23 protein-coding genes and 1 tRNA gene are annotated in these 25,601 nt (G+C 58.9%); 8 read left to right on the forward strand and 16 right to left on the reverse strand.

Annotated features, from left to right (window positions below; all coding sequences use genetic code 11):
* Positions 1–19: 19 nt before the first annotated feature.
* A complete protein-coding gene (locus tag ACR3EM_RS04875) occupies positions 20–1,339 on the forward strand; it encodes an ATP-binding protein (RefSeq protein ID WP_480469684.1) in 1,320 nt (439 codons plus the stop codon).
* Between the two features lie 2 nt (positions 1,340–1,341).
* On the opposite strand, the gene ACR3EM_RS04880 is transcribed toward ACR3EM_RS04875, so the two are convergent.
* Positions 1,342–1,418 (reverse strand) — tRNA-Ile (locus ACR3EM_RS04880).
* A gap of 107 nt (positions 1,419–1,525) precedes the next feature.
* Between ACR3EM_RS04880 and purM the strand changes: the two genes are divergently transcribed.
* From purM to rnd, 3 genes are all read left to right on the forward strand, one after another.
* The gene (gene purM, locus ACR3EM_RS04885) at positions 1,526–2,572 is read left to right on the forward strand and encodes a phosphoribosylformylglycinamidine cyclo-ligase (protein WP_480469685.1); all 1,047 of its coding nucleotides are present in this window, start codon (positions 1,526–1,528) and stop codon (positions 2,570–2,572) included.
* The gene (purN, locus tag ACR3EM_RS04890; RefSeq protein WP_480469686.1) at positions 2,569–3,165 is read left to right on the forward strand and encodes a phosphoribosylglycinamide formyltransferase; all 597 of its coding nucleotides are present in this window, start codon (positions 2,569–2,571) and stop codon (positions 3,163–3,165) included. Before purM ends, purN begins: the two co-directional genes overlap by 4 nt.
* Positions 3,166–3,277: 112 nt before the next feature.
* Positions 3,278–4,435: a ribonuclease D gene (rnd, locus tag ACR3EM_RS04895; protein ID WP_480469687.1), complete on the forward strand. Its 1,158-nt coding sequence runs from the start codon at positions 3,278–3,280 to the stop codon at positions 4,433–4,435.
* Here the strand turns inward: rnd and ACR3EM_RS04900 are convergent.
* Complete coding sequence (locus ACR3EM_RS04900) at positions 4,432–4,956, reverse strand: hypothetical protein (RefSeq protein ID WP_480469688.1); 525 nt, start codon at positions 4,954–4,956, stop codon at positions 4,432–4,434. The genes rnd and ACR3EM_RS04900 overlap by 4 nt on opposite strands.
* Before the next feature lie 140 nt (positions 4,957–5,096).
* On the opposite strand from ACR3EM_RS04900, the gene ACR3EM_RS04905 reads away from it, so the two are divergent.
* Positions 5,097–5,507 carry a SufE family protein gene (locus tag ACR3EM_RS04905; RefSeq protein WP_480469689.1) on the forward strand — a complete coding sequence of 137 codons (411 nt, stop codon included), beginning with the start codon at positions 5,097–5,099 and terminating at the stop codon, positions 5,505–5,507.
* 3 nt (positions 5,508–5,510) lie between these two features.
* Here the strand turns inward: ACR3EM_RS04905 and ACR3EM_RS04910 are convergent, their stop codons facing one another.
* Positions 5,511–6,170, reverse strand: coding sequence for a DUF1638 domain-containing protein (locus ACR3EM_RS04910; protein WP_480469690.1), 660 nt, complete (start codon positions 6,168–6,170; stop codon positions 5,511–5,513).
* Between the two features lie 101 nt (positions 6,171–6,271).
* Entirely contained in the window at positions 6,272–6,970 is a 699-nt protein-coding gene (locus ACR3EM_RS04915; protein WP_480469691.1) for a corrinoid protein, read from the reverse strand.
* 318 nt (positions 6,971–7,288) lie between these two features.
* Between ACR3EM_RS04915 and ACR3EM_RS04920 the strand changes: the two genes are divergently transcribed.
* The gene (locus tag ACR3EM_RS04920) at positions 7,289–8,356 is read left to right on the forward strand and encodes a PA0069 family radical SAM protein (RefSeq protein ID WP_480469692.1); all 1,068 of its coding nucleotides are present in this window, start codon (positions 7,289–7,291) and stop codon (positions 8,354–8,356) included.
* Positions 8,357–8,362: 6 nt separating this feature from the next.
* On the opposite strand, the gene ACR3EM_RS04925 is transcribed toward ACR3EM_RS04920, so the two are convergent.
* The 3 genes from ACR3EM_RS04925 to gltX all read right to left on the reverse strand — a co-directional run bounded on the left by ACR3EM_RS04925 (position 8,363) and on the right by gltX (position 12,305).
* Entirely contained in the window at positions 8,363–9,304 is a 942-nt protein-coding gene (locus tag ACR3EM_RS04925) for an autotransporter outer membrane beta-barrel domain-containing protein (protein WP_480469693.1), read from the reverse strand.
* Between the two features lie 183 nt (positions 9,305–9,487).
* The gene (gene gltA, locus ACR3EM_RS04930) at positions 9,488–10,783 is read right to left on the reverse strand and encodes a citrate synthase (protein ID WP_480469694.1); all 1,296 of its coding nucleotides are present in this window, start codon (positions 10,781–10,783) and stop codon (positions 9,488–9,490) included.
* 121 nt (positions 10,784–10,904) lie between these two features.
* On the reverse strand, positions 10,905–12,305 hold the full coding sequence (gene gltX / locus ACR3EM_RS04935; protein ID WP_480469695.1) for a glutamate--tRNA ligase: 1,401 nt from the start codon (positions 12,303–12,305) through the stop codon (positions 10,905–10,907).
* Between the two features lie 78 nt (positions 12,306–12,383).
* Here gltX and ACR3EM_RS04940 point away from each other — a divergent pair, with 78 nt between their 5' ends.
* On the forward strand, positions 12,384–14,411 hold the full coding sequence (locus ACR3EM_RS04940) for a ComEC/Rec2 family competence protein (RefSeq protein ID WP_480469696.1): 2,028 nt from the start codon (positions 12,384–12,386) through the stop codon (positions 14,409–14,411).
* Here ACR3EM_RS04940 and lexA read toward each other — a convergent pair.
* From lexA to ACR3EM_RS04970, 6 genes are all read right to left on the reverse strand, one after another.
* The gene (lexA, locus tag ACR3EM_RS04945) at positions 14,405–15,103 is read right to left on the reverse strand and encodes a transcriptional repressor LexA (protein ID WP_480471894.1); all 699 of its coding nucleotides are present in this window, start codon (positions 15,101–15,103) and stop codon (positions 14,405–14,407) included. The two genes, ACR3EM_RS04940 and lexA, sit on opposite strands and share 7 nt — an antisense overlap.
* 70 nt (positions 15,104–15,173) lie before the next feature.
* Positions 15,174–16,346 (reverse strand): molybdopterin molybdotransferase MoeA, encoded by a 1,173-nt coding sequence (locus tag ACR3EM_RS04950; RefSeq protein ID WP_480469697.1) that lies wholly within the window; start codon positions 16,344–16,346, stop codon positions 15,174–15,176.
* A complete protein-coding gene (moaC, locus tag ACR3EM_RS04955; RefSeq protein ID WP_480469698.1) occupies positions 16,343–16,816 on the reverse strand; it encodes a cyclic pyranopterin monophosphate synthase MoaC in 474 nt (157 codons plus the stop codon). The genes ACR3EM_RS04950 and moaC overlap by 4 nt, the downstream gene beginning before the upstream one ends.
* Positions 16,816–17,628 carry an indole-3-glycerol phosphate synthase TrpC gene (gene trpC / locus ACR3EM_RS04960; RefSeq protein WP_480469699.1) on the reverse strand — a complete coding sequence of 271 codons (813 nt, stop codon included), beginning with the start codon at positions 17,626–17,628 and terminating at the stop codon, positions 16,816–16,818. Before trpC ends, moaC begins: the two co-directional genes overlap by 1 nt.
* Entirely contained in the window at positions 17,625–18,644 is a 1,020-nt protein-coding gene (gene trpD / locus ACR3EM_RS04965) for an anthranilate phosphoribosyltransferase (RefSeq protein ID WP_480469700.1), read from the reverse strand. The genes trpC and trpD overlap by 4 nt, the downstream gene beginning before the upstream one ends.
* Positions 18,641–19,222, reverse strand: coding sequence for an anthranilate synthase component II (locus tag ACR3EM_RS04970; protein WP_480469701.1), 582 nt, complete (start codon positions 19,220–19,222; stop codon positions 18,641–18,643). The genes trpD and ACR3EM_RS04970 overlap by 4 nt, the downstream gene beginning before the upstream one ends.
* Positions 19,223–19,353: 131 nt before the next feature.
* On the opposite strand from ACR3EM_RS04970, the gene ACR3EM_RS04975 reads away from it, so the two are divergent.
* A complete protein-coding gene (locus ACR3EM_RS04975; protein WP_480469702.1) occupies positions 19,354–20,925 on the forward strand; it encodes a divergent polysaccharide deacetylase family protein in 1,572 nt (523 codons plus the stop codon).
* Positions 20,926–20,958: 33 nt separating this feature from the next.
* Here ACR3EM_RS04975 and trpE read toward each other — a convergent pair whose 3' ends face one another.
* The 3 genes from trpE to ACR3EM_RS04990 form a co-directional block, all read right to left on the reverse strand.
* Positions 20,959–22,470, reverse strand: coding sequence for an anthranilate synthase component I (gene trpE / locus ACR3EM_RS04980; protein ID WP_480469703.1), 1,512 nt, complete (start codon positions 22,468–22,470; stop codon positions 20,959–20,961).
* 12 nt (positions 22,471–22,482) lie between these two features.
* Entirely contained in the window at positions 22,483–24,324 is a 1,842-nt protein-coding gene (locus tag ACR3EM_RS04985) for a peptidyl-prolyl cis-trans isomerase (RefSeq protein ID WP_480469704.1), read from the reverse strand.
* Positions 24,325–24,405: 81 nt separating this feature from the next.
* Positions 24,406–25,581, reverse strand: coding sequence for an aminotransferase (locus ACR3EM_RS04990; RefSeq protein WP_480469705.1), 1,176 nt, complete (start codon positions 25,579–25,581; stop codon positions 24,406–24,408).
* Between the last annotated feature and the right edge of the window lie 20 nt (positions 25,582–25,601).

Raw genomic sequence — 25,601 nt, forward strand, 5'->3', positions numbered from 1 at the left:
GGCCCGCTAGGTTTAGCCCATGTCGACGCAATGGCTCAAACCCTATATGCCGCGCAGCCTATATGCGCGTGCAGCGCTGATCCTGGTGCTGCCGGTCATTGTTGTCTTGTTGGTTGTTTCCATTGCCTTTCTGCAGAAACACCTCGAGGAAGTCACGGCACAGATGACCCGCGCCGCCGCGCGTGAGGTCATGCTGGTGCTGGATCTCATGCAGGGGACGGAGACCCAGCAACAAGCGTTGGCTGCGGCGCGCACGGAGCTGTCGGTTCTGGATATGAGGGCCCGGTTTCTGCCTTTAAACGAGGAACCGCAGAGTGAATCGCGCCGATGGTACGATTTCATCGCGCCGCAGGTGGACACCGAGATGCGCGCCCTGATCCCCGAACTCCAGGAAATCGCATTGCCCGACGGCAATGAGGTTCGTCTGTATCTGGCGACCGATCTTGGAACGCTTGAATTGAGTTTTGATCGTCGGCGTCTGTCGCCCACCGCCCCGCATCAGTTGATCGTGACGATGGTGTTCTTTGCAGGTTTGATGACCTCAATCTCTTTCCTCTATATGCGCAATCAGCTGCGCCCGATCACCCGGCTTGCCGATGCGGCTCAGGCGTTTGGACGTGGCCGTGTCGTGCCTTATACGCCCGGCGGCGCGATCGAGGTGCGGGCAGCAGGAAGCGCGTTTGTCGATATGCGCGCCCGGATTGAGCGGCAGATCGAACAGCGCACGCTTATGCTGTCTGGGGTCAGCCATGATCTGCGAACTCCGCTTACCCGGCTCAAACTGGGGCTGTCGCTGTTGCCAGAGGATGAAGCGGCACCACTGCAGAAGGACGTCGATGAAATGCAGTCGCTGCTGGATGCGTTCCTTGAGTTCTCGCGAGGAGCTGCAGAAAGCGCACCCGAAGCAGTCGACCCCGAAACCTGGTTGAGTCAGATCGTCGATGATGCGCAGCGGGCCGGGCAGCAGGTCGAGCTGGTATCCGTCGAAGGGCAGGGCTGTGCAATGTTACGCCCAACAGCCATGCGTCGGGCTGTTGAAAATCTGATCGGAAACGCGATCCGTTATGGAAACAAAGCCGAAGTCAGCCTGCACATGACACCAAAGTCGCTGCGGATCAGGGTCGAGGATGACGGCCCCGGCATTCCGGCCGAACAACGTACAGAAGCGGTGAAACCCTTTACCCGACTCGATCCTGCACGAAATCAGAATCAGGGCAGCGGCGTTGGCCTTGGCCTTGCCATCGTGGCCGATATCGCACGCGTTCATGGTGGTACTCTGCGGTTGGGCAGCAGCAAAAAATTGGGTGGGCTTTGTGCGGATATCGTGATTGGGCGGTGATTTGGTAGGCCCGGCAGGACTTGAACCCGCAACCAAAGCGTTATGAGCGCTCTGCTCTAACCAATTGAGCTACAGGCCCGCCATGTCGCCTTGGGTATCACGATCAGCCCCCGCGTCAAGCCTGACCGTTGCAACATGTTGCACAATAGAATAACCCGCGCGCAAAGCACTCATGAGGGATTGGCCATGACAGCGGGCAAGAACGGAATCACCTACGCCGATGCGGGTGTCGATATCGATGCAGGGAACGCTCTGGTCGACCGAATCAAGCCTGCAGCCAAGCGGACCAATCGCTCGGGCGTAATGAGCGGGCTGGGTGGATTTGGTGCTCTGTTCGACCTCAAGGCGGCAGGGTACGAAGATCCGATCTTGGTCGGCGCAACCGATGGTGTTGGCACCAAACTGCGGATTGCAATCGACACCGGCGTTGTTGATGGCGTTGGCATCGATCTGGTGGCCATGTGCGTCAACGATCTGATCTGTCAGGGGGCCGAGCCGCTGTTCTTCCTTGATTATTTTGCCACCGGAAAACTCGATACAGACACTGCCGCGCGCATCATCGAAGGTATCGCCGAAGGTTGCGTTCAGTCCGGGTGTGCTCTCATTGGTGGCGAAACAGCCGAAATGCCGGGCATGTATCCGGATGGCGATTTCGATCTGGCCGGGTTCTCGGTCGGTGCGATGGAACGGGGCACAGCGCTGCCGGAAGGCGTGCAGCAGGGGGATGTTCTGCTGGGCTTGGCCTCGAACGGGGTGCATTCCAACGGCTATTCTCTGGTGCGCAAGCTGGTCGAGATTTCGGGACTGGGCTGGGATGCCGCTTCACCCTTCGGCGACGGGACGCTGGGCGAGGCGCTGCTGACTCCAACGCGGCTTTACGTTCAGCCTGCGCTGCAGGCGCTCCGGGCAGGGGGCGTACATGCGTTGGCTCATATCACAGGCGGTGGCCTGACCGAAAACCTGCCGCGCGTGCTGCCCGAAGACCTTGGGGCCGAGGTCGATCTGGACGCATGGGAATTGCCCGCGGTCTTCAACTGGATGGCGGAAACTGGCGGGATTGCCGAGGCAGAAATGCTCAAGACCTTCAACTGCGGCATCGGCATGATCGTGGTCTGCGCAGCGGACCAGGCCGAGGGGCTGGAGGCTCTGCTGGCTGACGCAGGCGAAACCGTCTCGCGAATCGGCATCGTCACTGACGCGCCGGGTGTCGCCTATTCGGGCAAGCTGCTGTGAGCCATAAACGCGTCGCCATCCTGATTTCCGGGGGCGGCTCGAACATGCTGTCACTGGTCGACAGCATGACTGGTGATCATCCGGCGCGCCCCTGTCTGGTCTTGTCTAACGATGCCGAGGCAGGTGGCCTGAAAAAAGCGGCTGAACGGGGCATCCCGACGGCTGCGGTTGATCACCGCCCCTTTGGCAAGGACCGAACCGCGTTCGAGGCTGAATTGTTGAAACCTCTGCTTGAGGCCGAGCCTGATATCGTCTGCCTTGCCGGGTTCATGCGGGTTTTGACCGGGGATTTCGTTTCGCGGTTTCAGGGACGCATGCTGAATATTCACCCGTCGCTGCTGCCCAAATACAAGGGACTGAACACCCATGCGCGTGCGATCGAGGCTGGTGATACCGAACATGGTTGCACCGTCCACGAAGTGACGGCCGCACTGGATGATGGCCCGATTCTGGGGCAGGCCTGCGTAGGGATCGAACCCGGCGACACACCTGAAACCCTCGCCGCGCGTGTGCTGACATGGGAACATAAACTCTATCCAGCAGTGTTGCAGAGGTATTCTCTGGGCAACACCGACCCGGTTCTTTTGCCCTGACCCGCACGGGTGATTTACACGCGCCGATTATTCGTCTTATGGTCGCATATCGCTCGGGATGAGGACAAAACGGGCAGCAACAAAAACCATAAAAGCAAGAACACAACGGCGCATGAAAACCCTGACAACGACGCAAGAGCTGGCCGCTTTCTGCACGGCCGCTGCGGACCATCCCTACGTCACCGTGGATACAGAGTTTCTGCGCGAACGAACCTATTATTCCAAGCTGTGCCTCGTACAGCTTGCGGTGCCTTCAGATGATGAAGACAGTGCGGTGCTGGTCGATCCTTTGGCCGATGGCATGTCGCTGGACCCGTTGTACGAACTGTTCCGCAACGAGAACGTAGTCAAAGTCTTTCATGCGGCTCGTCAGGACCTTGAGATTTTCTGGGTTGATGCCGGTGTTTTCCCGACCCCTCTGTTTGACACTCAGGTGGCGGCTATGGTTTGCGGCTTCGGCGAGCAGGTGGGGTATGAGACCCTTGTACGCAAGATCTGCAAGGAAGGCGTCGACAAGACCTCTCGGTTCACGGACTGGTCGCGTCGCCCGTTGAGCGATGCGCAAAAGTCCTATGCGCTGGCGGACGTGACCCATTTGCGGCGCATCTATGAATACCTCGCGGCCGAGTTGGAGAAGACCCGGCGAGATCATTGGGTTGCCGAAGAGTTGCGCATTCTGACCCGCTCTGAAACCTATGATATCCGCCCTGAGGAGGCTTGGCGGCGGGTCAAAACACGCACAAACTCGGCCAAATTTCTGGCAGTTGTGCGGGAACTGGCAGAGTTCCGCGAAGCCTATGCGCAGGAAAACAACGTTCCGCGCAGTCGGGTGTTCAAAGATGATGCGCTGATCGAGATGGCCTCGATCAAGCCGAAATCATCTTCGGATCTGGGTGGTTCGCGTATGCTGTTGCGCGAGGCACGCAAGGGTCCGATAGCGGACGGGATTCTGGCAGCGGTGAAGCGGGGCGTGAACTGCCCGCCGGACCAATTGCCGAAGGTGGATAACAGCCGCGACAAGTTGAAGGTCAATCCGGCTTTGGCCGATTTGTTGCGCGTGCTTCTGAAGTCCAAGACAGAAAGCGCAGGTGTGGCCGCGAAACTGATCGCTTCCAGCGCTGATCTGGATCAGATCGCTGCCGGTGAACGTGAAGTACCTGCACTATCTGGCTGGCGGTTCGAGGTGTTCGGCGAAGACGCCCTGAAACTGTGCGACGGCAAGATCGCCTTGGCGGCTAAAGGGCAGGCGGTGCGTGTGGTTTCGCTTTAGCGGCGGCGGGATTCCAGCGCGTTCTGCGCACCTTTGACCCGAACCAACCGGATGCCTTCCAGCTCCTGCGTGCTGACGGTGACAGCCTCAGAGACCATACGCGACCGCACATTGCCCTGAACTGTGGCGTATTCTGGGTAATCCACGCGGAAAGTGAATTCCATCACGCCATTTTTGCTCAACTCTTCTGACCGGACCCGCGCCAACTGAGCGTTGAACGCCCCCTGACGGATCGCTGTGCCTGCGGCATAGATAATGGCACCTGTCGGGGTGGGATCGATGCGGAGTTCATCAATGATGGCGATCGGCACACTGTTATCCTCGGCCTCGGGTCGGGCAAACAAGCCGCTGCCATCGCTTTGCTCGGGGACGAGGGCGTTTGCATCATCGACCGAGTACTCCACTGGAGCCGGGGTGCTGTTGCCAAACCAGTTCGACGGGTTCACTCGGGAATCGCGCCATCCGCTGCACGCGGACAGAAACATCGAGGCGACCAGAAGAACAGACAGAGTTTTGTGCATGGACCCAACACTTTGCGCAACTTTACCACCATCGGGTTAACGCAAATTCAGCGGCTTGAAAAGGCACGCTAGGGGCTGGACAGCGGGGAAAGCTGGACATAGTTCACATTTGTGATCGCTCAACGCAAGGACAGCCCATCATGGCCACGCCAGCCTTTGAAGAAATTGCCGAAGATTTCGAGTTCCTGGAAGACTGGGAAGATCGCTATCGCCATGTGATCGAACAGGGCAAAGCGATGGAGCCTCTGGACGAAGCGTTCAAAGTACCTGCCACCAAAGTGACCGGTTGCGCCAGTCAGGTTTGGTTGCATCCAACCATAGAGGACGGCCGGTTCCGTTTCGACGGAGACAGCGACGCGCTGATCGTACGCGGCCTCATTGCAGTGCTGCGCACGCTCTACAATGGCTTGCCGGTGGCCGAGGTGCCTAAGGTGGACGCGGGTGGAGAGTTGGCGCGGCTGGGCCTGCACGATCACCTGTCGGCGCAACGTTCGAACGGTTTGCGGGCGATGATTGAGCGTATTCGCGAGGTTGCGTTAGCGAGCGCCTGACGATCAGCCGCGCGCGGCCCATTCTGACAAAGTGACCTCCAGATCGCCATAACCGGTCAGGCGGCGCTCGAACTCAAGGCCCATGCGGTCGGCACAATCCTGTGCGCGGCGTGTCAGTTCAGGATCGTCGGTCTGCGCCTGATAAACGAGTTTGGTGTAGTTGCCGAAATACATGTCCCGCAGTTCTGGATGGCGGTCCAGCCCGAGGGGTTTCCAGACGAAAGCATCGAATTGCCGGGCCAGAAAGTCGGTCAGATAAAATGCGGTGGTTTCGTCGTCGCTATGGGCGGCAAACGCCGCATTGCCTTCAAAGAAAGAATAGCAATGGGGACCATTGATCATCTCGACGCCTAGTTTTTTGCACGCAGCCTGAAGCAGTCCGCCGGTGCCGCAATCGGCATAGACAATAAATATATGGTCGTAGTTGTCGCGATGTTTGGCAACGGCGTCTTCGACCGCCTGTGTGATCTTCTCAGGAAAGACGTGCAGAATCGCCGGCAGACAGGTCAGCGCGATGTGATCCCAGCCATTGCGTTCTTTTAGGTCCAGAATCTCGCGCGCCAGTGCGCCGCAGGCAATCAGCAGAATGGATTCGGCTGCACGCGTTGTGGCATAGCCCTGACGAGTCAGGCTCTCATCATCTGGCAGGGGGGTATCGGTCATCTGAACGCGCCTCCGGGGCTGATATTGATATAGGTACGCATCGCCAGAACGAAAAAGGCCGCCCCTGATTGGACGGCCTGTCTCACAGCATGGTCTGTGCCTCAGCCGGCCAGTTGATTGTGCCTGCGTGACATGAAGTCTTTGGCCATTTCCACGGCTACAGCAGCATCACGGCAGTAACCGTCTGCACCGATGGCCTTTCCGAATTCTTCGTTCAGCGGAGCACCGCCGACCAGTACCACGTATTCTTCACGCAGACCCTGCTCGACCATCGTGTCGATCACGACCTTCATGTAGGGCATGGTGGTCGTCAGCAGAGCCGACATGCCCAGAATGTCGGGCTTTTCGTTTTCCAGCGCTTCCAGGTAGTTCTCGACCGGGTTGTTGATGCCGAGATCCACAACTTCGAACCCTGCGCCTTCCATCATCATCGCAACAAGGTTTTTGCCGATGTCATGGATGTCGCCCTTGACGGTGCCGATGACCATCTTGCCGACACGCGGCGCGCCTGTTTCGGCCAGCAGGGGCTTCAGGATTGACATGCCGCCTTTCATGGCGTTGGCGGCCAGAAGCACTTCGGGAACGAACAGGATGCCGTCGCGGAAGTCGTGCCCCACGATGGTCATGCCACCGACGAGGGCTTTGGTCAGGATGTCGTAAGGCTGCCACCCGCGTTCCAGCAGGATATTCACACCTTCTTCGATTTCCTCTTTCAGGCCGTCATACAGGTCATCGAACATCTGTTCGACAAGTTCGTCGTCGTTGAGTTCGGACAGGATGATGTCTTCTTCGTCGGACATGGGGCATTTCCCTGAGCTTGGCGGGCGCTCGGCCCGTGGTGGCATTTTTTTTGTTTTGGCCATTTCGTCGCAGTTCTACTGTGACGATTGCGACCTCGGCGGATACGGGACCGACCTATAGGTCGAATTATCACGGTCAGCGAGGTAATTTTTTGCAAGATCATCCTGCAGCTTTCTCATCTTCTGCGTCAGGCTGATGTTTTTTGTCGAATTTTCTGGCCGGTTTGGACGCTCGCCAGGCCGATATGCTCGGAATCAAGCACTTGTCAGTGTTTGGAGTTTCGACTAAATCTGAAATAAAGAACAAAGAGAGAACATATGCCAGCCCAACCAAAGCGTTCGGGGCGCGGGGCCGCTTCCAATGCCACGGGCCGGTTTGAGCGTTTTACAACCGAAACAACAGATGATGGCTGGGACTTGCCAGAGGACCTGCCCCCCCTGCGTACCGAAGTCAGGGATGAGATCGCGCACACGTTTATCACCTATAACAAGTCCCCGGATTTGCCCTTTGATTGCTCTATCAACCCGTACCGAGGATGCGAACATGGCTGTGTTTACTGTTTTGCCCGCCCGACGCATGCCTATCTCGGCTTGTCACCCGGGTTGGATTTCGAAACACGTCTGATCGCCCGTCCAAACGCGGCGGAAATCCTCAGGCGAGAGCTGTCTACGCGCAGATACAAAGTGGCGACGATTGCGCTTGGAACCAACACCGATCCATACCAGCCGATTGAGAAAAACCGCGAGATAACAAGAGAGTGTTTGAGGGTTCTGAGTGAATTTCATCACCCTGTGGGGATCGTAACCAAAGGTGCTCTGGTTGAGCGTGATCTGGATATTCTTGCCCCCATGGCGCGCAAGAATCTGGTGCGTGTCGGTATTTCTTTGACCACGCTTGATCCATCCCTGTCGCGCAAGATGGAACCGCGCGCACCGTCACCGCTGCGCCGGTTGCGTATGATCCAGAGATTGACCGAAGCCGGCGTGCCGGTGCGCGTCATGACCTCTCCGATTGTGCCGGGGCTGACCGATCACGAGCTAGAGCATTTGCTTGAGGCCGGTCAGGAAGCTGGTGCAGATGCCGCCAGCTGGATCATGCTGCGACTGCCCCGCGAAGTCTCGGCTTTGTGGCAGGAATGGTTGGATCTGCATGAACCGGGCAGAGCGGCGAAAGTTATGGAGCGATTGCGCGAAATGCACGGGGGCAGGGACTATGACCCGCGATGGGGGCACAGGATGCGAGGAGAGGGGACCTATGCCCAGATGATCGCTCAGCGTTTCAAAGCGGCCTGCAAAAGGCTGGGGCTCGCGATCAGAACACCGCCGCTCAGCACCGATCACTTCAGGCCCCCGCCGCAGCCCGGAGATCAACTTACGTTGTTCTGAAACGTGTCAAAAGCTGATCCCAAGCCCCACGGTGAAGCCATTCACCGTATCACTACCGTAGTACCGGACCATCAGCCGGGTGGTGGTGACCCAAGGCACCCACGTGTCTGAAAGATCGACCTCGATCCCGCCGCCAACGCGCGCCAACCAATCGGTGCCGAGCACAATCGATTGATCACCGATAAGATAAGAGAGGGACAGATCGCCGACCCAGCGCACAGGCCGTCCGAACATGCGTTTGCCACTGGGGAAACGATATCGGGTCCACAGAACGGCATTGGCTGCGGTCGATTGAATCAGAAGGTCTTCATCATCACCGATGGGCCAATATTCGATATGCGTATAACGCAGGCTGGCTTCAAACTCGCGATCATTTTCAAGCGGCAGATCATAATCGACGGTCAGGGATCCACCTGCACCCCCGGCCCACAATCCTCCGCTTTCGACGAAGTCGCGGTCCAGGCCCAGCCGGTTGGCTATAACTTGCGCCCCGACAGACGCATCGGATTGTGTGCGTCCAATCGAGATGTGCGCCATTGGTGTGAGTTTCCAGCGTTCGCCCAGGTCGAACTGGTACCCGACGCCACCCGTGACGGCGAGACTGGTCCATTTCAACGGAAGGGTCGTGGTGTTGCCCGTGTCGCTGAAAGTGAAGACCGGATCATACCGGGCATAACCGATATATCCTTCAAGATAGAGCGGGATGCCTTCGCTCAAGCGGAACCCTCCACCCAATTGCGCCGATTTAAAGTCGTACTCGCGATTGTCCGTGTTGGATTGCAGTGAAATCGCACTGGCTGAGTCATCCGGGATTCCTGCCAGGCTGAGAACCGCAAGCGAGCCTGCCGCGTATTCGCGCTGTACATCATTAAAGGCGTCTTCCAGCGGTGTCTGTGCGACGGCGGGTAGGCCGATTAACAGGAAAAAAAAGATAATAATGTTACGCATAAGGCCGTATGTCTGAGGAAAATTTCCGTGCGACACTAAGCTCAGCCTTGTTGTCTGCAAAGCTATGGCAAGGCTCCTCGCGCGGATTTCGCACCGGAGACTACATTTCGGTAACACCAAAAGACAAAGCCCCGGAGAACCGGGGCCTTGCTATGGGAACGTCCGATGGACACCACAGAAGAGTTAGCGGTTTTCGATATCCACATAATCCCGCATTGTTTCACCCAGATACAGCTGGCGCGGGCGGCCGATCTTGTTCTGAGGATCGGCAATCATCTCTTTCCACTGACTGACCCAGCCAACGGTGCGCGAAAGCGCGAAGATCGGGGTGAACATCGAGGTCGGGAAGCCCATCGCCTCAAGGATGATGCCCGAATAGAAGTCGACATTCGGGAACAGCTTCTTCTCGGCGAAATAGGGATCTTCCAGCGCCTCGCGCTCAAGTTCCTTCGCGACTTGCAGCTTGGGGTTGTCTTCAACACCAAGCAGATCCAGCACCTCGTCGGCGGACTGCTTCATCACCTTCGCACGCGGGTCGAAGTTCTTGTAGACTCGGTGACCAAAGCCCATCAGGCGGAACGGATCGTTTTTGTCTTTGGCGCGTGCAATGTATTCCGGAATGCGATCGACGGTGCCGATTTCTTCCAGCATCTCAAGACAGGCCTGGTTCGCACCACCATGCGCTGGCCCCCAGAGGCAGGCGATACCGGCAGCGATACAGGCAAACGGGTTGGCACCCGATGACGAGGCCAGACGCACGGTCGAGGTCGAGGCGTTCTGTTCATGATCGGCGTGCAGGGTGAAGATGCGATCCATCGCGCGGCTGAGGATCGGATTGACCTCATATTCCTCGGCTGGAACGCTGAAACACATCCGCAGGAAGTTCGACGCATAGTCCAGATCGTTGCGCGGATACACAAAGGGCTGACCGGTGTGATATTTGTAGGCCCAGGCCGCGATAGTTGGCATCTTGGCGATCAGGCGGTGCGAGGCGACCTCGCGCTGATGCGGGTCCGCGATGTCGGTCGAGTCGTGATAGAACGCGGACATCGCGCCAACCACGCCAACCATGATGGCCATCGGATGGGCGTCACGGCGGAAGCCGCGGTAGAAATACTGCATCTGCTCGTGCAGCATTGTGTGGCGGGTGATCGTGGTCTCGAACTTTTCCAGATCCTTGGACGCCGGAAGCTCTCCGTACAGCAGCAGATAGCAGACTTCGAGGAAATGCGATTTCTCGGCCAGTTGGTCGATCGGGTAACCGCGGTGCAGCAGTTCGCCCTTTTCGCCGTCGATATAGGTGATCGTGCTGTCGCAGCTGGCGGTCGAGGTAAAGCCGGGATCGTAGGTGAACACATCAGCCTGGCTGTAAAGCTTGCGGATGTCGATGACATCTGGGCCAGCGGTGGGTGAGTGTACCGGCAGCTCATAGGTGTTGCCATGGACAGTCAGGGTGGCTGTTTTTTGGCTCTCAGTCATGTGTATCCCTTCTTCATTCATGCGCATGTCGGTTCGCTGTCCGACCAAACGGGCAACGGCTGCGCGCAGTCGCGCAGTCCGGGTCTTAACGGAGCAGCGTTACCCGAATGTGAAACCGGGATCAGGTCGCTGCATCAGAAAGCCGCGCCAGGGTTTCATCCCGCCCAAGCACAAGCATCATGTCAAATACCGAAGGTGTGACCGCCCGACCTGCCAGCACCGCACGCAGCGGACCCGCCAGTTTGCCGAACTTAACCCCTTTCGCTTCTGCGAAGGAATTCAGGGCCTCCTCCAGTTCGTTCCGAGACCAGCTAACATTTTGCAGCTGCGGCGTCAATTCTTCCAGTATACCGTCGGATACCGTCGATAGCGCCTTTGCCGCCTTCTCATCAGGGGTGATGGGGCGTGACGTGAGTGCAAAGTGAGCTTTTTCAATGAGTTCCGGGAATGTGCGCGCCCGATCCTTGAGGCAATACATCGCACGTTCCAGATCACCGGATTGTGCATGGGTGAGAGCAGGCAGACCTGCAGCCACCAGATAGGCCTCGATTTCTTGCCGCAGCGCAGCATCATCTGAGATGGCGATGTGCTGACCACAAAGGTTTTCCAGCTTTTTCAGATCGAACCGTGCTGGGCTTTTGCCAATCCCATCCAGATCGAACCACTCCTGCGCCTGCGCGTCGGTGAAGAACTCATCATCGCCATGGCTCCAGCCCAGGCGGGCCAGATAGTTACGCATACCAGCGGCAGGGTATCCCATCGCCTGATATTCCTGCGCGCCAAGTGCGCCATGGCGTTTCGACAGCTTCTTCCCGTCCGGACCGTGAATCAGCGGAATATGCGCCCAAACCGGAACGTCCCAACCCATCGCCTCATAGATCATCATCTGCCGGGCCGCGTTGTTGAGGTGATCATCCCCCCGGATCACATGGGTCACGCCCATATCATGATCGTCAACCACAACGGCCAGCATGTAGACCGGAGTGCCATCCGAACGCAGCAGGATCATATCGTCGAGCTGATCGTTGCGAATGGTCACATCGCCCTGCACCTGATCGCGGATCATGGTGCTCCCGTCTTGCGGTGCTTTGATGCGGATCACAAAGGGCGCATCCGGATGGGTCGATTCATCTGCATCGCGCCATGGGCTCCGGAACAGGGTCGATTTCCCCTCGGCGTGTGCCTGTTCCCGAAACGCTGCGATTTCGTTCTGCGTCGAGAAACACTTGTAGGCTTTGTCCTCGGCCAGAAGCTGATGCGCCACCTCGGCATGACGATTGGCCCCTTCGAACTGGCTGATGACCTCGCCATCGTGGTCCAGACCCAGCCACTCCATGCCTTTCAGAATCGCGGCTGTCGCCTCAGGGGTCGAGCGTTCGCGGTCGGTATCTTCAATTCGCAACAGGAACTTGCCGCCACGACCCCGTGCATAGAGCCAGTTGAACAAAGCGGTGCGCGCGCCACCGATGTGCAGAAATCCGGTGGGAGAGGGGGCAAAACGGGTGACGACCTGATCGGACATTGTGTGGATTAACCTTTTGGTAACCGTAGCGAGCATAGTTTGGCGACTATCTACCCAGCCCGAAGGACGGGGGCAACCATGCGTGTTCTGGCACGGGCCGAGGCCGCGTTACTGACCCAACGTGGGTATCTGTTTCCATGGGCTCCGGTTTGCCTGGCGGTTGGGATTGGCTGGTATTTCAGCCTTCGGTTCGAACCGGACGCTGCGCTTTATGTCGCCGTGACGGTTCTGGCATTGGTCAGCGCGGTCGCCGCCCGGTGGATGCAGGCGGCCTGGGCGCCGCTGGCGATCGGTGTTGCCCTTGTGGCAGCAGGGTTTCTGCTTGCGGGTGCGCGGGCACACACCGTTGCAGAGCCGGTTTTGCAATGGCGCTATTATGGCCCGGTCGAGGGGAGGGTCGTGGCGCTGGACCGCTCTGCGTCGGACGCGCCGCGGGTTACTCTTGATCAGGTGCGGATCGGGGACGTTCCTGCGGATCAGAGGCCCCGGCGCGTCCGGCTTTCGTTACATGGCGATTCTACGCATTTGTCGCCGGGGCAGAGGGTAATGACCACTGCACATCTCTCGCCACCGCAAGGTCCGGTCGAACCCGGCGGTTTCGATTTTCGCCGCCATGCGTGGTTTCAGCGACTGGGCGCAATTGGCTACACTCGGGTACCTGTTCTGACGATCACGCCTGCTGACCAGGGCGTCGAAGGCGTCCGGGTCACCGCATGGCGTATGGCAATTTCGGATCACGTGCGCTCGGTGTTGCCCGGCGAGGTCGGTGGTTTCGCCGCTGCCGTTACCACAGGTGACCGAAGTGGGATGGATCAGGCCGCGCTGGACAGGCTGCGCGCTTCGAACCTGGCGCATCTACTGGCGATCTCAGGGCTGCATATGGGGTTGTTGACAGGGTTTGTCTTTGTGGCCTGCCGCATGGGGCTGTCGTGCATTCCCTCTGTTGCCTTGCGCTTGCCTGTCCGCAAACTCGCCGCGATTTGCGCGCTGTGTTCCGCGACGATCTATTTGTTCCTGTCCGGCGGAAACGTCGCGACCGAGCGCGCTTTTGTGATGGTCTGCGTCATGTTGGGTGCTGTGCTTCTGGATCGCCGCGCGATCTCGCTGCGCGGAGTGGCAGTTGCTGCATTGATCGTCATGGTTCTGCGGCCCGAGACACTGCTGAGCCCGGGATTTCAGATGTCTTTTGCGGCCACCACAGCGCTTGTGGCCGTGTTCGGTGCCTTGCGCGACCATGGTCGTCTGCCCGGGCCCAAATGGCTGGGGCCGGTTTGGGCGGTGTTGATATCATCGGGCGTTGCCGGGTTGGCGACAGCCCCGATCGGAGCGGCGCATTTCAATACGTTGTCGCATTACGGTCTGGTGGCAAATCTTCTTTCGGTTCCAATGATGGGCAGTCTGGTTGTCCCGGCGGCAGTTATCGCGGCGTTGCTGGCGCCGTTTGGGTTGGACGGCATAGCGCTGCATGTCATGGGGTTGGGATTGCAGTGGATACTGGCCGTTGCAGATTGGGTATCAAATCTTGATGGCGCACAGAGTCACATCGCCAGCCCACCGGATTTTGCGTTGCCGGTTCTTTCAGTTGCGCTGCTGTGGCTCATCCTGTGGCGGGGGCGCGCCCGTTGGCTGAGTGTTATTCCGGCGAGTTTTGCTTTGGCGATGTGGGGGCAGGGATACCGGCCCGACGCTCTGATAGCCGAAACAGGCGGGCTTGTCGGGGTGATGACCGAACAAGGCCGTGCCTTGAGCAAAGAGAAGGGTGGGGGCTTTGTCGCTTCGGTCTGGTTGGAGAATGACGGAGATTCCGCTGATCAGACAAAAGCGGCAGGGCGTTGGCCAAATGCCTCGCGCGGCGTTCAGCGTTATTTGGTTGGAGATAAGGAACTTGTGCACCTCACCAGAAAGCGTGCGGCGCTTGCATTTGATGAATGCGAGAGCGAGCAAATCGTGGTGGCTCCGGTTTCACTGGAGCTGAGAGGGGATTGCATTTTCTATGACCCAAACAAGCTGCACGAAACGGGGAGTCTGGCGCTTTCGAACGGACGGCTGCTCAGCAGTGCCGAGGTGACGGGAGACCGGCTTTGGTCGCCCAGCACCCATCAGTAACTGCGGATCAGGCCAACCAGTCGGCCCTGAACCTTGACTTTGTCTTCGGGCAGGACGCGCGTCTCGTATGCGGGGTTTGCAGCTTCAAGCGCGATGGCCTGACCCCGGCGGAAGAAACGTTTCAACGTGGCCTCCTGGTCTTCGACCAGCGCCACCACGATGTCACCATTGTCGGCGGCTGAGGTTTCGCGGATCACCACAACGTCGCCATCATTGATGCCCGCGTCGATCATCGAATCTCCCCGCACTTCAAGCGCGTAGTGTTCACCGTGACCTGAAACCATCGTGCCCGGCACCGCGACCCTGTGGGAAACATGGCTGATGGCTTCAATCGGCACACCGGCGGCAATCCGACCCATGACCGGGAGTTCCATTGCGTCGACTGTAACGGGTTCGAAATTGGCCGGCCGCGGACCTTCCGGGCGATCCCCTTCGATCACGCGCGGTTTGAACGCAGCGGTCGGCTCTCCACCAAGGCTTTCGGGAAGTTTGACAATCTCGATCGCGCGGGCCCGGTGGGCGAGGCGGCGGATGAAGCCACGCTCCTCCAACGCGGTTATCAGACGGTGGATACCGGATTTCGACCGCAAATCCAGCGCAGCCTTCATCTCATCAAAACTGGGCGGAACACCGTCCGCCTGCACGCGTTTATGGATGAATTCCAGCAAATCCAATTGCTTCTTGGTCAGCATCGCTCGCACCTCATCGCTCATGCGTTTTCTTTTGTTCTACGCATGTTCACGTTTTGTGTCAACGGATTTGCTAAATTGGCAGATAAAGCACCTCTTCCCCGGCGGCGCGGGCGGGATCATGCGGCTGGCGCACCAATAATGCGTTGGCCTGCGCCAGAACACTTAGAAGTGAGCTGTCCTGATCCTCGCACGCACGAATGCCGCCTTCGTTCAAGACCGCCCGCATGTAATGTTCTCGCGGACCATTTTCGGCAAGCGGCGCTGCAAGGCGAGCGCGTTTGAACGGGTTCAAAACCTGTTCGATTCCCAGCATCCGACGTACCATCGGGATCAGAAAGAGGTAGCCGCAGACCATCGCGCTGACCGGATTTCCAGGCAGGCCAACCATCGCGGCATCACCCAGACGACCAGCCATCAGCGGTTTACCAGGGCGCATACGGATCTTGTAGAACGAACGCTCCATCCCCAGTGCTTCAGAGACGTCGGCGACCAGATCATATTCACCAACCGACGCCCCGCCGATTGTCACCATAAGATCAGCGCCTTGCGCCAGACCAAAGGCCGTTTGCAGCGAGGCAACCGTGTCTTGTGCGATGGGTAGCACGCGTACATATGCACCAGCGTCTTCCAGCAACGCCTTGAGGCCAAAGGTATTCGAAGCAATGATCTGATCGGGGCCGGGGGTCTCACCCGGCATGACCAGTTCGTCGCCAGTTGAGATCAGCGCCACCACCGGTTTCCGTGTCACCGGGACCGAGGCAATATTCATCGCTGCCATCAGCGCCATATCTTCAGCGCGGAGCCGTCGTGGCGCAGTAATCTGCGCACCAACGGTAAAATCCACCCCAGCCGGGCGAATGTTGGATTTTGGACCCGGCGCATCCGTGATGGTAATCAGATCGCCGCGCCGATCTACGTCTTCCTGTATGACGACAAAATCAGCACCTTCGGGCACGGGAGCACCAGTGAAAATGCGGATCGCCTGACCGGCTCCAACTGTGCCGTCGAAACGCTTGCCGGCTGCCGCCTCACCGACCACTTTGAACATGGCGTGCAGTTCGACTTCAGCAGCTTTGACCGCGTAGCCATCCATCGAAGAAGCCGCAAATGGCGGCTGATCACGGGTGGCAGAGACGTTCTGCGCAAGAATACGTCCCGAAGCTTCGATCAAGGGAACACTCTCGGCAGGTAGCGCTGAGACAAGGTCGAACAGAAGGGCGCGTGCGTCTTCGACTGAAATCATGTCGCTTCGTAACGCCCTGATTTCCCGCCATCTTTAAGAAGAACGCGAATCCCGCCGATCTCCATAGCTTTATCGACGGCCTTGGTCATATCATATACGGTCAATGCCGCAGTCGACACGGCTGTCAGCGCCTCCATCTCAACCCCGGTTTGACCCGAAGTCTTGACGGTTGCCTCGATCTGCACGCCAGGCAGATCCGAATCCAGTGTCAGTTCTACCGCGACCTTGGTGACCGGCAGAGGATGGCAGAGCGGAATCAGGTCCGGCGTTTTCTTCGCGCCCATGATCCCGGCAAGCCGTGCCACGCCCAGAACATCGCCCTTCTTGGCGCGGCCTTCTGAAATAAGATCAAAGGTTTCTCGTGTCATCTTGATGTGACCCGCCGCGACCGCGACCCGGTCGGTCACCGCCTTATCCGAGACATCCACCATATGCGCCTGACCTTGGGCATCGAAATGGGACAACGGCATCACATCACTCCGGGGATCAGCGGGTTGGCCAACAGGGATCGGGTGGCCGTGGCAACGTCGTCCTGCCGCATCAGGCTTTCGCCTATCAGGAAGCAGCGCGCGCCATAACGGGCGATGTCGGCCAGATCAGCGGGCGTACTCAGACCGCTTTCGCACACGATGGTCCGATCGGCTGGAACCAGTTTTGACAGATGGCGTGTCGTATCAAGAGTGGTCTCGAAGGTCTTGAGATTGCGGTTGTTTATCCCGATCAAAGGACTTTTTAACTGGGTCGCGCGTTCCAGCTCTTCAGCGTCATGGACTTCGATCAGAACATCCATTCCCCAGTCAAAGGCGGTTTGTTCGAGTTCTGCCGCCTGTGCATCCTCGACGGACGCCATGATGATCAGGATGCAATCCGCACCCAGCGCACGCGCCTCGACCACTTGATAGGGGTCATACATAAAATCCTTGCGCAACGCCGGCAGCGAACAGGCCGCGCGCGCCTCCGTCAGAAATTCTTTTGCGCCCTGAAAACTGGGAGTATCGGTCAGCACCGACAGGCATGCTGCGCCGCCGTCTTCATAGGCCTGGGCCAACGCAGGCGGATTGAAATCCTCGCGGATCAGACCTTTCGACGGGCTGGCTTTCTTGACCTCGGCAATCAGCCCATAGCCGTTGCGCGTGGCATTATGCAGAGCGTTGGCGAAGCCACGCACTTCGGGTGCATTGCGAGCCTCAGACTCCAGTGCTTCCAATGACTTTTGCGCCTTGTCTGAAGCGACTTCTTCCAGCTTGTAGGCTTTGATCCTGTCCAGAACGGTCTCGGTCATGCGGCTTCCTGTGTAATGCGTGCCAGCGCGTTGATCTTTTCGCGAGCTTTGCCGCTGTCTATACTTTCCAGCGCCATGGCGACGCCTTCGCGCAAATCACTGGCTGCGTCGGCGACGACGAGAGCGGCGGCGGAGTTCAGCAACACCGCGTCGCGGTAGGCCGAGGGCTGCCCGTCCAGTAGAGCGTGGAACGCGACGGCGTTTTCTTCCGGCGTGCCGCCGATGATGTCCTCGAACGGGTGAACCGGCAGGCCTGCGTCTTCGGGATGAAGCTCGACCTCTTTCACAACACCGTCCTCTACTGATGCGACCCAACTGATGCCCGTAATCGTCAACTCATCGGTGCCATCCGATCCATGCACTAGCCAGGCATGTTCTGCGCCCAGAAGGCCCAGAGTTTCAGCCATGGGGCGTATCAGGTCGCGGCTGAAGGCGCCGGTCAGCTGACGTTTCACGCCAGCCGGATTGGTGAGCGGGCCCAGAATGTTGAAAATTGTCCGCGTCCCGAGTTCTTGCCGCGAGGGCATTACATGGGCAATCGCAGGGTGATGCATCGGGGCCATCATGAAGCCGATACCGACTTCTTGTATCGCTTTTTCAACCACTTCTGACCCGACCATCACGTTGATTCCAAGCTGGCCGAGTGCATCTGCCGCGCCGGATTTCGAGCTCAGGTTCCGGTTGCCGTGTTTTGCAACCGTGACCCCGGCTCCTGCCGTTACAAAGGCCGTCGCGGTTGAGATGTTTAGGGTGCCTTTGCCATCGCCACCCGTGCCGACGATATCAATCGCACCTGCCGGTGCCTTCACAGCGTTGCATTTCGCGCGCATAACGGCGGCGGCGGCTGCATATTCGTCAACGGTCTCACCCCGCGTACGCATCGCCATCAACAACCCGCCGATCTGGCTTGGTGTCGCGGCACCTTCAAACAGGATGCTAAAAGCTTGTTCTGCCTCGGCGCGGGTCAGAGGCCGATCAGCCGCAGCGCCAATCAGCGGTTTCAGAGCGTCGCTCATGCGGGGACTTTCATTTCATTCAGGAAATTCTTGAGCAGGGCATGTCCGTGCTCGGAGGCGATGGATTCCGGGTGGAACTGAACCCCATGGATTGGCAGCTCTTTGTGCTGCAGGCCCATGATGGTGCCGTCTTCGAGTTCCGCCGTGATCTCAAGGCAGTCAGGCAAGCTTTCGCGTTCGACAACCAGCGAGTGGTAGCGAGTTGCCTCAAAGGGCGAGGGTAGCCCGGCGAAGACACCTTTGCCGGTGTGGTTCATCGTGCCCATCTTGCCATGCACGATCTCATGGCAGCGCACGACCTTGCCACCAAACGCCTGACCGATGGTTTGATGCCCCAGACAGACACCCATCAGCGGTGTTTGCGTCTCGGCCGCCGCCTCGGTCAATGCCAGACAGATACCGGCCTGATCCGGGTCGCAGGGGCCGGGGCTCAGCAAAATACCAGCCGGGTTCATCGCCATCGCTTCCTGCACGTCCAGCGCATCATTCCGGCGCACGACCATCTCGGCTCCAAGCTCACCGAGGTAGTGAACAAGGTTGTAGGTAAACGAGTCATAGTTGTCGATCAGCAGCAGCATTTGAGCACTTATCTTCTTATGGGCATTTCAGGCTGGCGATGCAGCCCGTTGCCACGGTATGATGTCGGGACATACATGCTCAGGCTTGTGCGGCAGCGTCAAGAGGACATACCCAACTTGGCGCAGCACAAGTGAGCACCGCGGAAGATGGTGTATGGGCGGAAGAGGCACGAAACAACGCGAGAGGCGAGATTTCGATGGGCGGATTTTACGGTGGACTGATCGCCGGGGCGGTCTCTGTACTGGCTTTGGGTGTTATCTTGTCGCTGACGACGCCTTTGTCGCGCAAACCCGAAGTGACGGCTGAGGCACCAGAGGTGGCTGAAGCGCCGGAACTTGCGCAGGCTGTCGAGATCGAAGAGGCCAGTGTTGATGCGGATCTGGTTGAGCTGCCGCCTTCGGGACCAGAAAGCCCCGATGCCGCGTCGGATTCGCTCGACGCGCTCTCCGGCATCGAGTTGGAACCGGGCCAGCGACCCGAACCCGTTGATGTGCCCGCCGAGTCTGAAACCCCTGAGCCGGTCTCAACGACCACGGTGACTGTACAGACGGACGCTCCTGCCGCGCCGCAGGCTCCTGCGTCAGCCCCTGCTTCACCTCAACCTGAGGCGGAACCCGAGGTCATCGCAGAAGCGCCTCCGCCGCCTGCGCCTGAGAGCGAGCCAGAGCCTGAAGTGGTCGCAGAAGCGCCGGAACCTGAGAGTGTCGAGACAATCCCTCCAGCGGAGAGTATCGATGAGGCGCCAGACAAAGAGTTGCCTCAGATAGCTGCTATTCAGCCGGATGCAATTGAGACACCCGAGCCTGAGACTGCGCCGCAGGACAATCCGATAGCGGTTGAGGGTGAGGAAGATACCCAGCCAGTATCTAAGCCTCGTGTCCGCACGTTGCCGCAAATCGGAGGGGATGGGTCGACTGGTTCCAGCACTTTGGTTGGCAAACGCGTTGTGCCGCTGACGGATCGCGACGATCCACCCGCCGAGCCGACGGATGAGACGGTTGCGGAAGCAAAAAAACCGATCGAAGAACATGCGGCAAACTTTGAGAACCCTGAGTCAAAGCCGCTGATGTCGATCATACTGATCGATGATGAAGGTGCCTTTGGTGCCGAAGCGTTGCAGGACTTCCCGTATCCGCTGAGCTTTGCCATCAGCCCAACTGATCCGGATGCCGCCGAGAAAATGGCCCGTCATCGCGAGGCCGGGTTCGAGGTGCTTGCGCTTGTTGATATGCACGAAGCGTCAACTGCGCAGGACGCCGAGGTATCCCTGTCCGTATGGCTGGACCAGTTACCCCATACGGTTGGCATCCTTGAAGGTATCGAGACGGGCATCCAGGGCAACCGCAAGCTGGCCGATCAGGTCGCGGCAATTGCAGGCGACAGTGGGCGCGGGGTGGTCATGCAGGACAGTGGTCTGAACACGGTGCAGAAATTGGCCGCGCGCAATGGCATCCCCTCAAGCGTTGTGTTCAGGGATTTCGACGGGGCCAAGCAGGACCCCAAGGTCATGCGCCGCTTTCTGGATCAGGCGGCCTTTCGCGCCGGGCAGGAGGGTGCTGTGGTGATGCTGGGACGCCTGCGCCCCGAGACGATCTCGGCTCTGTTGCTTTGGGGACTCGAAGACCGCGGCAGCCGCGTGGCGATGGCCCCGATCTCGGCCGTGATGATGCAAGAGGTTCAGCAGGACGACTCCGGGTCCTGAACATAAAACGGCGGCAATGATGTGCTGCCGTTCTTAGCTGTTCCCATTTCCAGTAAATCGCGCTGCATCGGCCGCCGCACGGCGGATCGCGTTCGATTTGTGGACGGTCTCCATATATTCCGCCTCGGGGTCGCTGTCATAGACAACGCCGCCGCCCGCCTGGATATAAAGCTTGTGGTCTTTGACGATGGCCGTGCGTAGGGCGATACACATATCCATATCGCCGCCAGCACTGAAATACCCAACGCCGCCACCATAGATACCACGCTTTTCGGGTTCCAACTCGTCGATGATCTCCATCGCACGCACTTTGGGCGCACCCGAAACCGTACCGGCAGGCATCCCGGCAAAGAACGCATCCAGCGCGTCTTTGTCCTCGGCCAGTTCCCCGACCACGTTCGACACGATGTGCATCACGTGGCTGTAGCGTTCGATGATGAACTCTTCGGTGGGGCGTACTGTACCGATCTTCGCGACGCGACCGGTATCGTTACGGCCCAGATCCAGCAGCATCAGATGCTCTGCCAATTCCTTCTTGTCGGCCAGCAGATCGACCTCGTTGGCCTTGTCTTCTTCGGGCGTTGCGCCGCGTGGACGGGTGCCTGCGATAGGGCGTATTGTGACTTCGTTACCGAAGACCCGCACGAGGATTTCCGGGCTGGCACCCACCACCTGAAAGCCGCCAAAGTTGAAATAGAACATGAAGGGCGACGGGTTTGTGCGTCGCAACGAACGGTAGAGCGCGAAAGGGGGTTGCGGGAAATCCTGCGTCCAACGCTGCGCCGGGACGACCTGAAAGATATCGCCTGCGCGGATGTATTCCTTGGCCTTTTCTACGGCCTCCATATAACCCGACTTGGTGAAGTTCGACACAGGCGGTCCAACTTCAATCGCCTCGCCCAGATCGCGCGTCTCAGCAGGCATCGCGCGTTCCAGATCACGCACGGCGTCCATCACGCGTTCTGCTGCTTGCGCATAAGCGGCTTTGGCGGTTTGGCCTTCGCTGACCCATGCGGGCGATACAACGGTGACTTCGCCTTTGACGCCATCTAATACGGCGATGACCGACGGGCGCAGCATGATCGCGTCCGGTAGGTCCAAGGGATCGGGATTCACATCCGGCAGGTACTCCACCAGCCGCACCATGTCATACCCCAGATAACCGAACAGCCCGGCAGCCGCCTGCGGCAGATCATCCGGCAGCGCGATGCGGCTTTCGGCCAGCAAGTCGCGCAGATTGTCCATCGGGTTGCCATTCTGCGGTTCAAACGCTTCGGCGTCGAACCGGGCAGACCGGTTCAGGGCTGAAGCTTCGCTATGACAGCGCCAGACCAGATCGGGCTTCATACCGATGATCGAATAGCGCCCGCGCACCTCACCCCCGGTCACCGACTCGAGCATGAAGGCATCCTTCTGCGCCCCCGTCAGCTTGAGCATCAGCGAAACCGGCGTATCCAGATCGGCGGCAAGGCGGGTATAGACGACCTGATTTTCGCCCGCGTCATAGGCGCGCGCGAAACTGTCGAAATCCGGTGTCAGGGCCATCTGATGTCTCTTCTAGTAGCTTGAACGCACTGCGTTCAGCGCTTGCTGATCCAGCACGGGGCGCGCACGCGTTTGAGCGTCACGCACGTAGATATCAAAAATGTTCTGTGCCAGCGCCTGATTCATCTGTGCGGCCAGCGCGTCCTGCATCCGGCGTTGTTCATCGGTCTCCGCCGGGGGCAGCTCTTCGTCCAGCCGCACGATCAGTGCAGTGCCATTGCCGGGAATGACGCGCAGCTCAGCAGGGTCCATTTCGAAGACCTGAGTCATGAAATCGACAGGCACGTCCTCAAGAAACGCGGTGCGGGTCAAAGCGTTTTCGACGCGGAAGGGCAGACCAGTCGCGGTGAAATCGCCATCCGTTGCAAGTTGCGTCAGGATCGAATTGGCCTGGTTTTGCAGTGCTTTTGCAGTCTCATCCTGCACCCAGGCACCGGCAACCCGAGCGCGCGCGCTTTCCAATGGTTCGGGACGTTCGGGCAGAACCTCATCCAAACGCATGGCGAAGAGCGATCCATCTTCGAGGAATGCGACCTCGGGGAAATCGTCTTCCTGAATGGCGACCGCGGCTTCGCGGAATCCGTCATAGGCGGCGACACCTTCATCGCTTTGTTGCGTCCAGTCGATCTGACCCAGCTCAAGCTCGGTCTCGTCAACCAGCTCTTCCAGCGTTGCACCGCCTGCCAGCAGGTCATTTATGTCTTCGGCCTGCGCTTCGATTTGACGACGTGCACGCTCGGCAGCCAATTCTTCGCGTAGCTCGGCTTCAGCTTCTTCGAATGTCACGTTGTTCGCAGCCAGCGAGCCGTTTATGCGGAACAGGGCAGGGCCGAAGGTGGACGGCAAAGGACCAACGACATCGTCGATCTCGGCAGCGAAGACTGCATCGGCGGCTTCGCCCAGATTTTCGCGGGTCACATCTCCCAAGTCCACATCGCTGAGATCAAGCTGACGATCGCGAACCAACTGCTCGAAATCGGCACCGCCAACTTCCAGCTGCGCCAACGCCTCGGTCGCCGCCTCTTCGCTGGGATAGGTCAGGCGTTCGACCAGACGGCGTTCGGGCTGCTGGTATTGATCTGCACGCTGATCATACAAACGGCGCAGCGAGTCCTCATCGACCTCAACCGTGTCCAATAACATCTCGGGCGACAGAATGGCGTAGGTCAGGCGTTTGGTGCGGGGCAGGGTAAAGCGATCGCCGTTTTCGTCGTAATAGGCCTGTACCTGCTCATCCGTTGGCTCAGCAACCGGAGTTTCAAGCGCATCGGCAGACAAAGTCGCGACGGTAAAGCTGCGGCGGGCGAGGACATAGTTCGACAACGTCTCGGTCATTGTCAGAGGCATCTCGACCCCGCTCGTGACCGCGCCCTGAACGATGGTACGCGCAGATTCCTTGCGCAGGTCAGACTCGAATTCAGCATCGGACATGCCGACCTGATCCAGTTGAAAGTCATAGGCTTCGCGGTCGAATGTGCCATCGACGCCCTGAAAGGCGGGGATCTGCACGATCTCGCGCTGCAGGTTTTCATCGCCAATCGAGATTCCGAGCTGACCTACCTCATTGTCCAGGGCAGCGAGTGCGATCAGTCGGGACAAGGCAAGTTGATCCAGACCCAGATCAATGGCTTGCGAGATTTGCATCGGCTGGCGGGTCTGGGCCTCGACCGCGCGAATTTCGCGCTGCAATTCGCGGAAATATTCGTCGACGGAAACACTTTCATCCCCGACCTGAGCCACGGTACGTACCGTGCCCGTCAGGCTGGTCGCACCGAATCCTGCAAGGCCCAGCATTAAAAGACCCATAAGGATCCATACAAAGGTCTTGGATAGGTTTTTCATGCCTGCGGCCATGGTGCCCTCTTGGTTGTATTGGCGAGTGTCTGCCCTGTTGGTTGCGGCCCTGAATACGATGCACGGCGCGGGGGGGCAAGCTCAGATGGACAAGCCCTGCAGCCGGTCGAATAATTGCGCGATACCGGCGCGGTCGAGATTGGCAAACGCGACCCTGACCTGCCGCTTTCCGGCCGGGTCATGGTCGGGCATGAACATCGTGCCGGGCAGCAGTAGAACCCCGGCCTCGGCCACCAACCGTTTCGCCAATTCGTCCGAGGGAATATCGAACGGGTGTTCGAGATAAGCGAAATACGCACCCAGACCCAGCAGACGCCATCCCTTTTCGGCAAGGCGTGGCATGCCTTCCGTGATCGCTGCGCGGCGGTCGAGGATTTCTTCCCGCTCGCCCGCGACCCATTGTGACAGGTTCTGCATGCCCCAGAGCGCGGCGAACTGCCCGATTTGACCGGGGCAGATCGCGACAGTGTCGAGAAACTTCTCAATCTCGGCCAACAGGGCAGGACTGGTCGCAATTGCACCGACGCGGTGACCCGTCAGCCGATAGGCCTTCGAGAATGAATAGAGGTGGACTAGCGTGAGGTCCCAGTTGGGCTGCTGAAACAGCTCATGCGGAGGGCCGCTGCGGCTGTCGAAATCGCGATAGGTCTCATCGACCAGCAAACGCAGACCGAATTCCTCTGCGAGGTCATAGAACGCGCGCACCAACCCAGCAGGGTATTCCACACCACCGGGATTATTCGGGGTAACCAGTGCAATCGCGCGCGTTTTATCGGTGATCAGAGCGCGCGCCCTGACTGGGTCGGGTAGAAGATCATCGCCAGTGGATAGGTCGATGGCCGTGACCCCGGCCATATCAAGCCACATTTTATGGTTGAAATACCATGGGGTTGGCAGGATGACTTCATCCCCTTGATCGGTGATTGCGGAAATGACGGCCGAGAAGGCTTGGTTACAGCCGGAAGTGATCGCCACCTGGGCGGCAGTGACACGTGCTTCGTAGTGGGCGCTGATCTGCGTGGCAAGCTCGGCCCGAAGATCATCGTTACCCAAAACGGGGCCGTAGAGATGAGCGCTGTCTTGCGATACGGCGAATTCTGCCATCGCTTGTCGCAGTGCCAGTGGTGGCGGATCAACCGGCGCCGCCTGGCTGACATTGATCAGAGGCCGATCTTCGGAAAACGTAACGCCGTCAAGCCAGCGGCGCGCCTCCATCACCGGTGGGGGGAAGGTGGCGCTGGTGCGTGTCTGAGCCATGGCAGGACCGTCCTTTTGCG

Source organism: Ruegeria sp. AH3, assembly GCF_056536265.1.

Coding starts and splice junctions, on each gene's coding strand:
- purM (WP_480469685.1), top strand. CDS start 1,526: ATGACAGCGGGCAAGAACGGAATCACCTACGCCGATGCGGGTGTCGAT.
- ACR3EM_RS04910 (WP_480469690.1), bottom strand. CDS start 6,170: ATGACCGATACCCCCCTGCCAGATGATGAGAGCCTGACTCGTCAGGGC.
- rnd (WP_480469687.1), top strand. CDS start 3,278: ATGAAAACCCTGACAACGACGCAAGAGCTGGCCGCTTTCTGCACGGCC.
- ACR3EM_RS04940 (WP_480469696.1), top strand. CDS start 12,384: ATGCGTGTTCTGGCACGGGCCGAGGCCGCGTTACTGACCCAACGTGGG.
- lexA (WP_480471894.1), bottom strand. CDS start 15,103: ATGCTGACCAAGAAGCAATTGGATTTGCTGGAATTCATCCATAAACGC.
- trpE (WP_480469703.1), bottom strand. CDS start 22,470: ATGGCCCTGACACCGGATTTCGACAGTTTCGCGCGCGCCTATGACGCG.
- ACR3EM_RS04875 (WP_480469684.1), top strand. CDS start 20: ATGTCGACGCAATGGCTCAAACCCTATATGCCGCGCAGCCTATATGCG.
- gltX (WP_480469695.1), bottom strand. CDS start 12,305: ATGTCCGATCAGGTCGTCACCCGTTTTGCCCCCTCTCCCACCGGATTT.
- gltA (WP_480469694.1), bottom strand. CDS start 10,783: ATGACTGAGAGCCAAAAAACAGCCACCCTGACTGTCCATGGCAACACC.
- ACR3EM_RS04915 (WP_480469691.1), bottom strand. CDS start 6,970: ATGTCCGACGAAGAAGACATCATCCTGTCCGAACTCAACGACGACGAA.
- ACR3EM_RS04925 (WP_480469693.1), bottom strand. CDS start 9,304: ATGCGTAACATTATTATCTTTTTTTTCCTGTTAATCGGCCTACCCGCC.
- ACR3EM_RS04920 (WP_480469692.1), top strand. CDS start 7,289: ATGCCAGCCCAACCAAAGCGTTCGGGGCGCGGGGCCGCTTCCAATGCC.
- trpC (WP_480469699.1), bottom strand. CDS start 17,628: ATGACCGAGACCGTTCTGGACAGGATCAAAGCCTACAAGCTGGAAGAA.
- ACR3EM_RS04970 (WP_480469701.1), bottom strand. CDS start 19,222: ATGCTGCTGCTGATCGACAACTATGACTCGTTTACCTACAACCTTGTT.
- ACR3EM_RS04985 (WP_480469704.1), bottom strand. CDS start 24,324: ATGGCCGCAGGCATGAAAAACCTATCCAAGACCTTTGTATGGATCCTT.
- trpD (WP_480469700.1), bottom strand. CDS start 18,644: ATGAGCGACGCTCTGAAACCGCTGATTGGCGCTGCGGCTGATCGGCCT.
- ACR3EM_RS04990 (WP_480469705.1), bottom strand. CDS start 25,581: ATGGCTCAGACACGCACCAGCGCCACCTTCCCCCCACCGGTGATGGAG.
- moaC (WP_480469698.1), bottom strand. CDS start 16,816: ATGCCGTTGTCCCATTTCGATGCCCAAGGTCAGGCGCATATGGTGGAT.
- ACR3EM_RS04905 (WP_480469689.1), top strand. CDS start 5,097: ATGGCCACGCCAGCCTTTGAAGAAATTGCCGAAGATTTCGAGTTCCTG.
- ACR3EM_RS04950 (WP_480469697.1), bottom strand. CDS start 16,346: ATGATTTCAGTCGAAGACGCACGCGCCCTTCTGTTCGACCTTGTCTCA.
- ACR3EM_RS04900 (WP_480469688.1), bottom strand. CDS start 4,956: ATGCACAAAACTCTGTCTGTTCTTCTGGTCGCCTCGATGTTTCTGTCC.